Source organism: Nonomuraea sp. NPDC049624, from assembly GCF_040675255.1.
GTDB lineage: Bacteria > Actinomycetota > Actinomycetes > Streptosporangiales > Streptosporangiaceae > Nonomuraea.
In genome coordinates this window covers 544,213-557,555 of sequence record NZ_JBFAOR010000004.1, presented here as the reverse complement: position 1 = coordinate 557,555, position 13,343 = coordinate 544,213, and the positions used below count along the sequence as shown (strand labels likewise).

Here is a 13,343-nt window from a genome sequence, read left to right as displayed (position 1 = left end):
AGCTAACATCTCTCACCGACAAATGCGGCCCCTCCTGTCACAGAAGCCGGGAGTAGGCTGGATGATCGGCGGGCAAACCAACGCACATGGGGAGGCCGATGCGCACTGGCCGTGGCACCTTGAGCGTCGCCGCCGGCCTGGTGCTGGTGGCTCTCGCGTCGGTCGGCTACGTGTTGCCGCCCGCGTTCGACCCGCCGCCGCTGAAGGCGGATCCGGCGTTCGCCGCGATTCCCCCGCAACCGGCGGAGGAGCTGCGCCCGGTGGTGGCGGCCACCCCGGTGCGGCGGGAGGAGATCTCGCTGCCGGCCGAGGGCCAGCGCCTGGAGGGCACCTTACGCGTGCCGCTCTCGCCCGGCCCGCACCCGGCGATGGTGTTCGTGTCGGGGTCGGGCAACGGGTCGCGGACGGAGTTCACGCCGCAGGCGGAGTTCCTGGCCAGGGCGGGCGTGGCGACGATCGCGTTCGACAAGCGGACGGTCGGCTACGACTTCCGCGACCGCGACTTCGGGCTGCTGGCCGACGACGCGCTGCGCATGGTGGAGTACCTGCGCACCCGGCCGGAGGTGGACGCCTCGCGGGTCGGGTTGTGGGGGGTCAGCGAGGGCGGCTGGGTCGTGCCGATCGCGGCGGCCAAGAGCGCGGCGGTGGGCTTCGCGGTGCTGGTCTCCTCGCCGAACGTCTCGCCGCTGCGGCAGGTCGCCTGGGCCCTGAACGAGCAGTTGCTGCGGCTGCACGCCCCCATCGGCGCCCGCGACCTGCTGACCAGGGCGATGGGCGGCGTCGGCTTCACCTTCCTGCGTTACGACGCGATGCCGGCCTTACGCCAGGTCAGGCAGCCGGTCCTGGCGTTCTACGGCACGACCGACCCCTCGATCCCCTTCGTGGAGTCCACCAAGGCGCTGGTCACGGCGCTCGGCGAGGCGGGAAACGACCGGTACACGATCCGCTTCATGGACAAGGGCGACCACGCGATGCGGGTCAACGGCGGCCCGTTCACCAAGGGTTACCTGGAGACGCTGGCCAACTGGATCACCGGCCTGCCGGGCACCGCCAGGCCGTCGGTGCACATGGCGGGCAGCACGCCGGTCCAGCGCTTCGAGGCCAGCGACGTGCCCGCGGCCCCCTGGTACGCGGGCGGCACGATGCTCGGGCTGACCGTCTGCCTGGCCGCCGTCGGGTACGTGGCGGGCCCGGTGGCGGCGATGGTCGTCCGGCTGCGCGGGCACGGCAGGCAGCCGGTCGAGACCAACGCCCGGCTGTGGCCGCCGATCAGGCGCAGGCTGCGCAGGATGGCGTGGACGGGCCTCGGCCTGCTGGCCTCGGTCGTGGCGTTCATCATGCTGCTGGTGCTGTTCTCGGTGAACCAGGCGGGCGCCTGGCCGGCCGTGCTGGCGGGCTGGCTGGTGGTCCGCGTGCTGGCCGCGCTCATGCTGATCCAGGAGGTCACGGCGGTGGCCGCGTACGTGTCGGCGCTGCGCGAGGGCATGCAGCCCACCCGGTGGCAGTACGTGGCGATCGGCGGCGTGCTCGGCGGCACCGGGCTGCTCCTGGTGGCGGCGGCCTACTACGGCCTGTTCTCGTTCCCCTGGTAGGCGGTCATCCAGCGGTCGAGCTCGGCGAAGACCTGCTTGCGCGCGGGCTCGGCCGACAGCACCAGGTCGTGCACGCCGTCCTGGATGCGCACGCAGGTGACGTGGGGGCCGATCGAGGTGGCCCAGCGGGCCATGTGCTCCGGGTCGAGCACGATGTCGGCCGAGCGCGCCTCGGGCACGAAGTCGCGTACCCGCAGGCCCGTGGAGGAGGCCAGGACGAGCACCGGCACGTCCACCGCCAGCCCGCGGTGCAGCCGCCGCTGGGCCCGCCGGATGGCGGCCAGCCACATGGCGTGCACGGAGAACCCGACCAGCGGCTTGAGCTCCAGGTCGTAGTCCCATTCGCCCTGTTCGGTGCGGTGCAGGCTCTGGCCGTAGGCGGTGCTGATGCCGAGGGGCAGCGGCCGCCGGACGTAGGACATCGGGGTCTTGAGCAGGTCGGCGGCCAGCCGGAGCGGGGCCGGCACGTTGAGGTCGAGGAACGGGCTGTTGAGCACGAGCCCCTGCACCAGGCCCCGACCGCGGACCCGGTCGGCCCACAGCGCGGCGATCAGGCCGCCGGTGGAGTGGGCGTTGACGGTCAGCTCGTCGTGGTCGCGGCGGATGAGGCGGACTGCCTCGTCGATCTCGGGGAAGTGGTCGGTGACGCTCCTGATCAGCCCCCTGGTCTGGTGCGGGAGCAGTGAGCGGCCGTACTTGCGCAGGTCGAGGGCGTAGAAGTCGATGCCGCGCTGGACGTAGTGGTCGGCCAGATGGTCCTGGAAGAAGTAGTCGGTGAACCCGTGGACGTAGAGCACCGCCCTGCGCGAACCGGTCTTCCTGGAGATCAGGGTCGCGACGACCTCGCCCTCGAAGTCGGGCTGCATGGGGAGAACGGTGATCTCGTACATATCAGACAGAATATGGATTGTCCGGCCATGTGGGGACGCCGGGCGGAAGGTCGGTGCTCACCTTCATCGGGAAGTCGGCCGGACGCTTCTCCAGGAACGCCGTCACCCCCTCCACCGTGTCGGCCGCGCCCCCGAGTTCGGCCATGAGCCGGGAGTCGGCGGCGTGCGCCTCCCACGGCGAGGCGGCCGACAGGCCCGACCACATCAGCCTGCGCACGGCGGCGACGGAGACGGCCGAGGTGTTGTCGGCGATCTCGCGGCCCAGCGCGTACGCGGCGGGCAGCAGCTCCTCGTCCGGCAGCACCCGCGACACCAGGCGGCCCTCCAGCGCCTCGGCGGCGGGGAAGACCCGGCCGGTCACCGCCCACTCCATGGCCCTGGAGATGCCGACCACCCGCGGCAGGAACCAGCTCGACGCCGCCTCCGTGACGATGCCGCGCCGGGCGAACACGAACCCGAACCTGGCGCTCTCGGCGGCCAGCCGGACGTCCATGGGCAGCGTCATCGTGACGCCCACGCCCACCGCCGGGCCGTTGATCGCGGCGATGACCGGCTTGAGCGAGGCGGCGATCCGCAGCGCGACCGTGCCGCCGCCGTCGCGCGGCGCGCCCTCGACCAGCTCGGCCGGCTCGGCCTGCGCCCGGTGGCCGAACGTGCCACCGCCGCCGCCCAAGTCGGCCCCCGCGCAGAAGGCCCGCCCGGCCCCCGTGACGACCACCGCGCGCACGTCGTCGTCGGCGTCGGCGAGGTCGAACGCGCTGATCAGCTCGGCGCGCATGGTCAGGGTGAAGGCGTTGAGCCGCTCGGGGCGAGACAGGGTGATGGTGGCGACGCGATCGGCCACGTGGTACTCGATCTCGGAGAAGGCCATGACCCGAATCTTATTCGGTTTCCGATGTTCATCCTCCGATAAAGACATATTTCGCATCCAATGCGTAGGCTGCCCGCGCTGTCCGTGCCTGCGGGTTACGGTGGAGTTCGGGAAACGGGGATGGCGTGCAGGGTAAGGAACCGGTGAGCGCGGGAGCGGTCCTCGGCTGGCTGGCGCTCTCGGCGCTGGCGCCAGGGGCCGCGCATCTGCGCGCCGGCCGGCGCACGGCCGGCCTGATCCTGCTGTCGTGCTACTTCGCCGGCCTGCTGGCGCTGCTGGCGCTGGCGCTGACGACCGACAACCTGCTGGGCGCGCTGACCCAGGACTCGTGGCTGACCGCGATCGTCGTCGGAGCCGCGGCGCTGGGCGTCGCCTGGTTCGCGGTGATCGTGCACTCCTTCGTGGTGCTGCGTCCCGGGCGGCTGCCGCAGAACGGCCAGATCCTGGCCGGCACCCTCGCGGGGCTGCTCGCCGTCGCCGTGGTGGTGCCGTTCGGGCTGGTCGCGCAGAACGTGTGGACGTACCAGAAGACCCTCGGCGACATCTTCACCGGCCCCGAGCCGGCCGAGCCCGCCGTCCCGGCCGGGCAGGAGCCGCCGCAGGACCCGTGGGCCGGGCGGGACCGGGTCAACATCCTGCTCCTCGGCGGCGACGCCGACGACAACCGCACCGGCGTGCGCACCGACAGCATGAACGTCGCCAGCATCGACGTGAAGTCCGGCAACACCGTGCTGGTCAGCCTGCCGCGGAACCTGGAGAACGTGCGCTTCCGCCCCGGCACGCCCATGGCCCAGCGGTTCCCGGACGGCTTCCGGCTGCCGCCCGACCCCGGCGGCGGCCGCAGCGACCTGCTCAACAGCGTCTGGGAGTACGCCGACGCGCACCCGGAGATCTTCGGCGGCCGCCGGCAGCAGGGCCCGCAGGTGCTCATGGACACCATCGGCTACACCCTCGACCTGAAGATCGACTGGTACGCCCTGGTCAACATGTGGGGCTTCGCCCGACTCATCGACGCCATCGGCGGCATCACGCTCACCGTCGAGCAGGACGTGGTGTTCGGCAAGTACAACGAGGGCCTGGTCAAGGCCGGCACCAGGAAGCTCAAGGGCGCCGACGCGATGTGGTACGCCCGCTCCCGCACCTTCAGCGACGACTACACCAGGATGCGGCGGCAGCGCTGCGTGCTCGGCGCGCTGCTGGACCAGGCCGACCCGGCGACCGTGCTGGCCCGGTTCAACCGGATCGCGCTGGCCACCAAGGAGCTGATCAGGACCGACATCCCGCGCTCGATGCTGACGAACCTGGTGCCGCTCGCGCTCAAGGTCAAGAACGCGAAGGTGACGAGCCTGCAGTTCGTGCCGCCGCTGATCCGCACCGGCTACCCCGACTGGGACAAGATCCGCCGGCTGACCGCCAAGGCCGTGCGCGACTCGGCCGCGGCGACATCCGCCGTCGCGGCCTCGGCGAGCCCGTCGGCCACGGCGTCGGCCACCGAGGGTTCCTCTCCCCGGAAGTCCGGCAAGCCATCCGCGCCGCCGACCAAGGGGCTCACCGAGGGATGTGGAGCGGGTTGAGCCGGACGCCCTGACGACCCGGTCACGGATGGCATGCTGGGGGGCACCGGCAAATCTGGAGGAGATTCGCGATGTCCCACCCCCTCGGCAGCTCACCCGCCGTCCGGCGCACCCCTCTCGACGCCGAGGAGAGAGTGCGGGCCGAGGCCGGTTTCGTCCCCCTCGTGGCCCAGCAGCTCACCGAGAACGGGCGGTTCAGGGTGAGCGCCGACAGCGCCGAGCTGGTGGAGGTGTTCCAGGGGGTCGCCCGCAAGGTGGGCGAGCTGCTCGGCCGCCCGGTGGTCAGCTACTCCAACGGCCGCTACATGGTGATCACCTTCGCCCAGGACTCACCGGTGGGCTGAGGCGGGGCTGCGGTCCAGCAGGGCGCGCAGGATCCGGTGGGGGTGCGTCCACAGCAGCGCGCCCCCGGCGCCGGGCACGACGTGCCGCACCGCTCCCGGGATGCGGGCGGTCAGGCCCTCCCCCAGGTCGGGCGAGTGGGTGGCGTCGAGCTCGCCGTACCAGACGTCGACCGGCGCCGTGATCGACGACAGGTCGATGCCCCAGCGGCCCATCGCCAGGACGGTGTCGCGGGCGTAACCGGCCGGCCCCTGCGCGAACGCCTCCCCCAGCGCCTCGCGGTATCCGGCGGCGAACTCGGGCCGCTGGTAGACGGCCAGGTCGCAGGCCGGGCTGCCGCCCATCACCAGGTCCCACATCGCCTGCGGGGTGAAGCCCGCGAAGATCTGCTCGGCGGCCTGCGGGTCGTGCGTGGACAGGTCCGACAACTGCCGCAGCTCGGCGGGCAGCGCGCCGGCGAAGCGCGGGTCGGCCACCTCGTCGGCGGCCGAGACCAGGGCCAGCGCGCCGGTCACGCCGGCGGCGGCGCAGGCGAGCGCGAACGGCGCGCCCTGCGAGTTGCCGACCATGGCCGGACGCCCGAGGCCGCGCAGCCCGGCGAAGACCCCGACGTCGGCGGCGAAGTGGGCGAACGTGCGGCCCGGCGCCGGGGTGGAGACGCCCAGACCGGGCCGGTCCAGGGAGATCAGGCGCACGCCGAGGTCGTCGGGGGCCGCCGCGCCCATGCCGAGCCGGCGGCTGGTGGCCGCGCCAGGGGAGAGCAGGACGGGCCTCCCGTCCGGCGGCCCCCACTCGGCCCAGCCCAGGAGGCGGCCGTCGGGCAGCCGTTCGGCGCCCGTGCGGGAAGGAGGTGCGACCACGATGTCCATGCGCCCATCATCCCGTGCGCACCTGTAGGCGCTTCCACCGGTTTTCCGTGGCACGCCGGGTCACCCGACAGGTGAATCCGCAGGTCATCCTGCACACTGGGCTTGTGCTCATCGATCTCGTTCCGCCCTTCGAAGGGCGTCACTGTGAGACGACCACCGCCGGCACGCTGCTGCGGCACGCGGGCGTGGAGCTGTCGGAGGCGATGCTGTTCGGGCTGGGCGAAGGGCTGAGCTTCATCTACTGGGACAGCGGCTCGCTGGACGTCCCGCTGATCGGTGGGCGGGTCAAGCCGCACGCGCTCACCGAGAAGCTGGCCGCCGCGCTCGGGTTCACGCTGGACACGCAGGAGACCTCCTCCCCCATCACGGCCTGGTCGAACGTCCGCCGCCATCTCGACGAGGGCGCCCCCGTCGGGATCCGGCTCGACTGCTACCACCTCGACTACGTCCGGACGCCCTACCACTTCGGCGGCCACTACGTGGCGATGATCGGCTACGACGAGGGCCACGCCCACCTCGTGGACACCGCCCAGCACGGCACCCGCAACCGCGTCCCGCTCGACTCGCTCGAACGGGCCCGCGCGGCGACCGGGCCGATGACGGCGCACAACCTGTCGTACACGCTGGGGCCGTGCGCCGAGCCCGACCTGCCGCAGGCCGTCAGGACGGCCGTGCGGTCCACCGCCGCCGCCTTCCTCAACCCGGCGATGAGGAACGTCGGCTACCGGGGCATCGAGCAGGCCGCCGCGCTCATCCCCACCTGGCTGGAGCGCGGGCCGACCGCGCAGCTCACGCGTACAGCCAACCTCATGGAGCGAGGCGGCACGGGCGGCGCGTTCTTCCGCAACCTCTACACCGAGTTCCTGGCCGAGGCCCAGATGATCGCGCCCGGCAAGGCCCTGGAGACGGCCTGCCAGGCGTACATGGCGCTGGCGCCCAAGTGGAGCGAGGTGGCCGACCTGCTGGCCCAGGCCGGGGAGACCGGCCGGCAGCAGCCGCTCGACCAGGCGGGGGCGCTGCTGTACGACCTGGCCGTGCGCGAACGGCTGGCCATGGAGACGTTGTACGAGGCCGCGTAGCCGGACTGAGGGTCAGCGGTGGCGATCAGGCGGGCCGGTCAGGCGTGGAAGGACTCCTTGGCCAGGCGGACGAGGCGGGTCTCGTCGATCGTGTGGCCCAGCCCGGGCTGGGTGAGCGGGACGGCGATGACGCCGGCGTTCGCGCCCACCAGCGGCGTGACGATCTGGTTCTGCTTCGGCGGCTGGGTGACGTCGCACGGCAGCGTGCAGCCGGGCAGGCTGGCGACCGCCACCGTGGCCGCCCTGGCCAGGCCGGCTCCCTGGCCGCCCGCGCACTGGATGTCCCAGCCGGCGGCGGCGGCCCGGTCGTGCGCCCGCCGGGCCTCCGACAACGACGGGAAGGCGGTGGGGCGCAGCAGGAGCACCCTGGCGGCGCGCAGGGTCAGGTAGTCGTCCAGCTCGGCGGTCGAGCGCACCTCGACGGCGACCGAGGCGGCCACGTCGTCCTGGAGCGCGGCGTGCGCGTGCACGTCGCCGAGCGGGAAGGGCCGCTCGATGACCTCCAGGCCGTAGGAGTCGAGGGCGACGAGCTGGCCGAGGTCGGTGTAGGCGTTGCCGCCGTCGACGGCCAGGGTAAGTGCGGGGTAGGCCCGCCGCACCGCGCGTACCGGCTCGACGTCCCAGCCGGGCCTGATGTCGAGGGTGACGTGCCCGTAACCGGCGCAGACCTGCTGGTTGACGCGGGCGACGAGGCTCTCGACGGACGGGTCGGGCGCCAGGCGCACGGTGGCCATCACCGAGGTACGGGTGCCGCCGATCGCGTGCGCGAGCGGCACGCCGCGCATCCTGGTCCACAGGTCCCAGCAGGCCATGTCGACGGCCGGATCGCCGCTCGGCACGGCGTCGGGGTGTTCCCAGTCGACGCCGATCAGCAGCGCGGCCAGCGATTCCTCCAGCCGCGACCAGGCCTTGGGCTCCGGCGAGACGGCCTCGCCCCAGCCGGTCATGCCGCCGTGGTCGGTGAGCTTGACGAGCAGGCTCTCCGACCTCGCGCCGTACGGCAGGACCAGCCGGAAGACCTCCAGCTCCCGCACTCGCGGCATGAACCCCCCTTAAGCCATGACGAGAGAGTCGTCGCGCCTGGTGAAGGCCATCCACGCCGATGCGTTTGGCAGCGTTCTCAGCACTATGACGTTCTCATCACTATGACGCGGTCCCTTCCATAGTGCCTGCCTTGGCGGACTGCACAAAACGGGGGGCCAGCACGAAGGCCAGGACGGCGAGCACGACGGTGAATCCGAGCCCCACGGCGTAGTTCTCGCCCGTGGCGGTGAACAGGGCGCCGCTGACGGCGACGGCCACGACGGTGAACACCGACTCGCCGACGCCCACGGCCGCGCTGTTCTGCCCTTCCTCGCCCTCCTTGGACATCTCCAGCACCAGCACGGACACCGTGGGGTGCAGCGCGCCGATGCCCAGGCCGGAGATGGCCATGGCGACGTAGGCGATCGCGATGGGCAGGGAGTCGACGAGCACGAGCGACACCAGCGCGATGCCGACGGCGATCATCGCGGCGCCGCCGCGGATGGCGGTCATGTGGCTGATCGTGCCGCGGCCCTTGATCCACGAGCCGGTGGACCAGCCGAGCGCCCCCACCGTGAGGACGACGCCCGCGCCGGTGGCGGTCAGGCCGCGCTCCTTCATCAGCATGAGCGGGATGAGCACCTCGGCGGCCATGAGCGAGCCGTAGGCCAGCCCGCGCAGCACGGGGGCGGACGGCAGGCCGCGGGCGGCGCGCAGCGAGCCGGGCAGCAGCAGCTTGGGCAGGGCCACGGCCAGCAGGACGACGCCGGCCACGAGCAGCGGCAGGCCGTCCAGCTTCGCGGCGCTGCCGTACTGGATGAGAGCGGCGGCGACGGCGGTCAGCGTGGCCCAGACGAGCTTGCGGCCGATGCCGGGAGCGGGTTCGGCGGAGCCGCGCTCGGCCGAGCGGCCCGCGGTGCCGCGCCACAGCAGCAGCGCCGCCGGGATGACCAGCGCGGAGACGCCGAGGAAGATCCACCGCCAGCTCACGTTCTCCACGACGAACCCGGCGATGGCCGGTCCGATCATGGAGGGCACCACCCAGGCGGCCGAGAACAACGCGAACACCTTGGGATGCATGGCCCCCGGGAAGACCCGGGCGACCAGCACGTACAGGGAGACCTGGATCAACCCGGCGCCGAGCCCCTGGATGAACCGCCCGGCGACCAGCACCTCCATCGTCGGCGCGAACCCGGCGACCAGCAGCCCGGCGACGAAGGCGACCACGCCGACGGCGATCGGCTGCACCGGCCCCCGCACGTCGCTCCACCTGCCGCCGAGCACGGTCGCGATCACGCTGGCCGCGAGGGTGGCGCTGAAGGCCAGGTTGTACAGGGGCATGCCGTCAAGATCGCGGGCCACGATCGGCATCGCGGTCGCCACCGCCATCGCCTCGAAGGCCACCAGCATGACGAGCGCGACCAGGCCGACGCTGAGCGCCCGGTACCGCGCGGACAACACCCCGGCCGGGGCCGGGGCGACGTCCTCGATCGGATCAACAGTCGTAGTCATGACCGTAAAGCTACGAGGAGGCCCGGTTCGGCACATCGGGCGCGGGGCCTAGGCAATTGGGCCTAAGGCATGCGCGACTCGATGCCGTCGAGCATCAGTTCCAGGCCGTAGCGGAAACGTTCCTCGCCGCCGGCGGCGACCAGGTCGTCGATGTGCTCGACCAGGTAGGGGAAGCGGTCGCGGGGCAGGGCGCGGTAGTAGTCGGCGACCTGGCCGACGAAGGAGGCGAAGTACTCCTCCTGCGAGGACATGCCGGCGGCGCGCATCCGGCTGATGTGCACCGAGCCCTCGTAGGCGTCGCCGATGAGGTAGAGGGACAGGCGGTCGAGGCACAGGGCGGCCTCGCGCGGCGGCATGCCGGCCTCCACCAGCAGCCCGTAGACGAACTCGCCGGTGCGCAGGGAGTTGCCGCCCGAGGGGATGTTCGCCAGGGCCGCCCTGGCGACGTCGGCGTGCCTGTTCAGCACCCGGTAGACCTCCAGCGCGTACGACCTGAGCTGGTCCTTCCACCGGGCCGGGTCGCGCTCGGGCAGCCGGATCTCGCCGAGCACCCGGTCGTAGACCAGTTCGAGCAGCTCCTCCTTGTTGGCCACGTGCGCGTACAGCGAGGCGGGGCCGGTGTCGAGCTCCTGGGCGACGCGTCTCATGCTGAGCGCGTCGAGCCCTTCGGCGTCGAGCACGCGCAGCCCGGTCTCGACGATGAGCTCCTGGCTGAGCTGCCGCCTGATCTGCGGTTGCTTGCGGGACTTGCGCCACGGCGGCACCGGCACGACTTCTTCCTTGCTCCCCATGGCGAACACTGTACTTGACACGAACGCTGTTCGCCACTAAAACAGTGTTCGTAAACGAACAGTGTTCGTACTTAAGAACGGCGTTCTGAAGGAGTTCTTGTGACAGTGACCAATGCGGGGCAGGCCACGGAGGCCGTCGCGCCCTACCGGTGGCGCTGGGCCGCCCTTTTCGTGATCCTGGCCGCCGAGGTGATGGACCTGCTCGACGCGCTGATCACCACGATCGCCGCCCCCACCATCCGCGCCGACCTGGGCGGCAGCGACAGCCTCGTGCAGTGGCTCGGCGCCGGCTACACGCTGGCCATGGCCGTCGGCCTGGTCACCGGCGGGCGGCTCGGCGACCTGTTCGGCCGCAAGCGCATGTTCCTCATCGGCGCGTTCGGCTTCACCGCCGCCTCGCTGCTGTGCGGAGTGGCGGGCAGCCCCGAGATGCTCATCGCCAGCCGGGTGCTGCAGGGCCTGTTCGGCGCCGTGATGTTGCCGCAGGGGCTGGGGCTGATCAAGGAGATGTTCCCGCCGCAGGAGATCGGCAAGGCGTTCGGCATGTTCGGGCCCGTCATGACGATCTCGTCGGTCGGCGGCCCGGTGCTGGCCGGCTGGCTGGTCGACGCCGACTTCTTCGGCACCGGCTGGCGCATGATCTTCCTGATCAACCTGCCCATCGGCCTGGCCGCCGCCGTCGCCGGCATCCGCTTCCTGCCCGAGTTCCGCCTCTCGAACGCCACCAGGCTCGACCTGGTCGGCGTCGGCCTGGTCTCGGTCGCCGGGTTCCTGCTGATCTACCCGCTGATCCAGGGCCGCGAGCTCGACTGGCCCGCCTGGACGTTCGTCTCGATGGCCGCCTCGCTGGTTGTCTTCGCCCTGTTCGGCAGGTACGAGTCGCGCCGCGCCGCGTCCGGCAAGGACCCGCTGGTCACCCCCAGCCTGTTCCGCAAGCGGGCCTTCTCCGGCGGCCTGGTGGCCGGTCTGGCGTTCTTCTCCGGCATGATCGGCCTCAGCCTGGTCTTCAGCATCTACATGCAGGCCGGCCTGCACTTCAGCCCGCTCAAGGCGGGCCTGGCCAGCCTCCCCCAGGCGGTCGGCGGCGTGCTCGGCTTCGGCCTGGCCATGTCGGGGCTGCAGGAGAAGCTGGGCCGCGGGCTGCTGCAGATCGGCGTGGCCGTCATGGCCGCCGGCGCGGCCGTGCTCGGGGTGACCATCCAGCTGGCCGGCACCGACGTCGGCGTCTGGCAGCTCGCCCCCGGGCTGGCGCTGGTCGGCATCGGCATGGGCCTGACCATGGCGCCGTTCTTCGACATCGTGCTGGCCGGCGTCGAGCCGCACGAGTCGGGGTCGGCCTCGGGCACGATGACCGCCGTCCAGCAGCTCGGCGGCGCGCTCGGCACCGCCGTGCTCGGCACGCTCTTCTTCAACCTGCTCAAGCACGAGTGGAGCTTCGGCTCGGCGATGCAGGTGACCGTCTGGGTGGAGGTCGGGCTGCTGGCCGTGACGTTCGCCCTGTCGTTCCTCATGCCGCGCAGGGCCCGTCCCGAACAGGCCGGCCACTGAGCGCTGCCCCGGCCGCGGCTCCCCTGCGGGGGTGGAGCCGCGGCCGTTCGCGTGCCCGGGTCACGGGCTGACGCGGCGTTCGGAGCCGCCGTCTTCTGCGTGCACCGCTCAGGTGCTGACGTGGCGTTCGGCCCAGCGCGCGATGTCGCGGCGTTCGATGGCGGCGGCCATCAGGTCGGGGAAGGCGTCGGGGGTGCAGGCGAACGCGGGCACGCCCATCGCGGCCAGCGCGGCGGCGTTGTCGTGGTCGTAGAAGGGCGCGCCCTCGTCGGAGAGCGCGAGCAGCACGATCACCTGCACGCCGGCCTGGGTCATCGCCGCCACCCGGCGCAGCATCTCCTCCCGCACGCCGCCCTCGTACAGGTCGCTCACCAGGACGAAGACGGAGTCGGCCGGGCGGGTGACGAGCCCCTGGCAGTAGGCGATCGCCCGGTTGATGTCGGTGCCGCCGCCGAGCTGGGTGCCGAACAGCAGCTCGACCGGGTCGTGCAACTGCTCGGTCAGGTCGACCACCGCCGTGTCGAACACCACCAGCGACGTCTTCAGCGACCGCATCGAGGCCAGGACCGCCCCGAACACGCTCGAATACACCACCGAGGCCGCCATCGAACCGCTCTGGTCGATGCAGAGCACCACCTCGCGCTGCACCGACCGCTGCCGGCGCGCGTAGCCGACGAGCCGCGACGGGACGACCGTGTTCCGGTCGGGCAGGTAGTTCTTGAGGTTGGCCCGGATCGTCCGGTCCCAGTCGATGTCGGCCACCCGCCTGGGCCGGTGGGTGCGCGCCGAACGGTCGAGCGCGCCCGTCACCGCCGCCCTTGTGCGGTCGGCCAGCCGGCGTTCGAGCTCGTCGACGACCTTGCGCACCACCGCCCTGGCCGACTCGCGGGCCTGCGCGGGCATCACCCGGTTGAGCGCGAGCAGCGTGCCGACCAGGTGCACGTCGGGCTCCACGGCCTCCAGCATCTCCGGTTCGAGCAGCAGCCTGGTGAGGTTGAGCCGCTCGATCGCGTCCTTCTGCATGACCTGGACGACCGTGGACGGGAAGTACGTGCGGATGTCGCCCAGCCAGCGGGCCACCCGCGGCGCGGACGCCCCGAGGCCGCCCTCGCGCCGGCTCTGCCCCTCGCGGCCGTCGTGGTCGTAGACGGCGGCCAGGGCCGCGTCCATCTGGGCGTCGGCACCCTGCAGGGCGCAGCCGGTGCCGTCGGCGTCGCCGCCCCCGAGCACCAGCCGCCACCTGCGCATGCGC

The 13,343-nt window shown here is 72.1% G+C and carries 12 protein-coding genes; 5 read left to right on the top strand and 7 right to left on the bottom strand.

Annotated features, from left to right (window positions below):
- The first annotated feature begins 98 nt into the window (after positions 1–98).
- On the top strand, positions 99–1,592 hold the full coding sequence (locus tag AB0J76_RS18995; protein WP_352323450.1) for a prolyl oligopeptidase family serine peptidase: 1,494 nt from the start codon (positions 99–101) through the stop codon (positions 1,590–1,592).
- On the opposite strand, the gene AB0J76_RS18990 is transcribed toward AB0J76_RS18995, so the two are convergent.
- Positions 1,565–2,482: an alpha/beta hydrolase gene (locus tag AB0J76_RS18990; RefSeq protein ID WP_352323449.1), complete on the bottom strand. Its 918-nt coding sequence runs from the start codon at positions 2,480–2,482 to the stop codon at positions 1,565–1,567. The genes AB0J76_RS18995 and AB0J76_RS18990 overlap by 28 nt on opposite strands.
- A gap of 1 nt (position 2,483) precedes the next feature.
- Positions 2,484–3,353, bottom strand: coding sequence for an enoyl-CoA hydratase-related protein (locus tag AB0J76_RS18985; protein WP_352323448.1), 870 nt, complete (start codon positions 3,351–3,353; stop codon positions 2,484–2,486).
- A 143-nt stretch (positions 3,354–3,496) separates the two neighbouring features.
- On the opposite strand from AB0J76_RS18985, the gene AB0J76_RS18980 reads away from it, so the two are divergent.
- Positions 3,497–4,927, top strand: coding sequence for an LCP family protein (locus AB0J76_RS18980; protein ID WP_352323447.1), 1,431 nt, complete (start codon positions 3,497–3,499; stop codon positions 4,925–4,927).
- 71 nt (positions 4,928–4,998) lie between these two features.
- Positions 4,999–5,271, top strand: a complete 273-nt coding sequence (locus AB0J76_RS18975; protein WP_352323446.1) for a hypothetical protein — start codon at positions 4,999–5,001, stop codon at positions 5,269–5,271.
- On the opposite strand, the gene AB0J76_RS18970 is transcribed toward AB0J76_RS18975, so the two are convergent.
- A complete protein-coding gene (locus AB0J76_RS18970) occupies positions 5,257–6,138 on the bottom strand; it encodes an alpha/beta hydrolase (RefSeq protein ID WP_352323445.1) in 882 nt (293 codons plus the stop codon). The two genes, AB0J76_RS18975 and AB0J76_RS18970, sit on opposite strands and share 15 nt — an antisense overlap.
- 104 nt (positions 6,139–6,242) lie before the next feature.
- Here AB0J76_RS18970 and AB0J76_RS18965 point away from each other — a divergent pair, with 104 nt between their 5' ends.
- Positions 6,243–7,217 (top strand): BtrH N-terminal domain-containing protein, encoded by a 975-nt coding sequence (locus AB0J76_RS18965; RefSeq protein ID WP_352323444.1) that lies wholly within the window; start codon positions 6,243–6,245, stop codon positions 7,215–7,217.
- 38 nt (positions 7,218–7,255) lie between these two features.
- Here AB0J76_RS18965 and AB0J76_RS18960 read toward each other — a convergent pair whose 3' ends face one another.
- The 3 genes from AB0J76_RS18960 to AB0J76_RS18950 form a co-directional block, all read right to left on the bottom strand.
- Complete coding sequence (locus tag AB0J76_RS18960) at positions 7,256–8,260, bottom strand: enolase C-terminal domain-like protein (protein ID WP_352323443.1); 1,005 nt, start codon at positions 8,258–8,260, stop codon at positions 7,256–7,258.
- Positions 8,261–8,360: 100 nt separating this feature from the next.
- Complete coding sequence (locus AB0J76_RS18955) at positions 8,361–9,752, bottom strand: MFS transporter (protein WP_352323442.1); 1,392 nt, start codon at positions 9,750–9,752, stop codon at positions 8,361–8,363.
- Between the two features lie 62 nt (positions 9,753–9,814).
- Positions 9,815–10,543, bottom strand: coding sequence for a TetR/AcrR family transcriptional regulator C-terminal domain-containing protein (locus tag AB0J76_RS18950; RefSeq protein ID WP_352323441.1), 729 nt, complete (start codon positions 10,541–10,543; stop codon positions 9,815–9,817).
- Between the two features lie 99 nt (positions 10,544–10,642).
- Between AB0J76_RS18950 and AB0J76_RS18945 the strand changes: the two genes are divergently transcribed.
- On the top strand, positions 10,643–12,091 hold the full coding sequence (locus tag AB0J76_RS18945) for a DHA2 family efflux MFS transporter permease subunit (protein ID WP_352323440.1): 1,449 nt from the start codon (positions 10,643–10,645) through the stop codon (positions 12,089–12,091).
- A gap of 108 nt (positions 12,092–12,199) precedes the next feature.
- Here the strand turns inward: AB0J76_RS18945 and AB0J76_RS18940 are convergent, their stop codons facing one another.
- A complete protein-coding gene (locus AB0J76_RS18940) occupies positions 12,200–13,339 on the bottom strand; it encodes a VWA domain-containing protein (protein WP_352323453.1) in 1,140 nt (379 codons plus the stop codon).
- Positions 13,340–13,343 lie beyond the last annotated feature (4 nt).

Excerpts from the sequence above, each read along its gene's own strand:
- AB0J76_RS18960 (WP_352323443.1), bottom strand. The coding sequence starts at position 8,260 with ATGCCGCGAGTGCGGGAGCTGGAGGTCTTCCGGCTGGTCCTGCCGTAC.
- AB0J76_RS18975 (WP_352323446.1), top strand. The coding sequence starts at position 4,999 with ATGTCCCACCCCCTCGGCAGCTCACCCGCCGTCCGGCGCACCCCTCTC.
- AB0J76_RS18985 (WP_352323448.1), bottom strand. The coding sequence starts at position 3,353 with ATGGCCTTCTCCGAGATCGAGTACCACGTGGCCGATCGCGTCGCCACC.
- AB0J76_RS18990 (WP_352323449.1), bottom strand. The coding sequence starts at position 2,482 with ATGTACGAGATCACCGTTCTCCCCATGCAGCCCGACTTCGAGGGCGAG.
- AB0J76_RS18950 (WP_352323441.1), bottom strand. The coding sequence starts at position 10,543 with ATGGGGAGCAAGGAAGAAGTCGTGCCGGTGCCGCCGTGGCGCAAGTCC.
- AB0J76_RS18995 (WP_352323450.1), top strand. The coding sequence starts at position 99 with ATGCGCACTGGCCGTGGCACCTTGAGCGTCGCCGCCGGCCTGGTGCTG.
- AB0J76_RS18970 (WP_352323445.1), bottom strand. The coding sequence starts at position 6,138 with ATGGACATCGTGGTCGCACCTCCTTCCCGCACGGGCGCCGAACGGCTG.
- AB0J76_RS18940 (WP_352323453.1), bottom strand. The coding sequence starts at position 13,339 with ATGCGCAGGTGGCGGCTGGTGCTCGGGGGCGGCGACGCCGACGGCACC.
- AB0J76_RS18955 (WP_352323442.1), bottom strand. The coding sequence starts at position 9,752 with ATGACTACGACTGTTGATCCGATCGAGGACGTCGCCCCGGCCCCGGCC.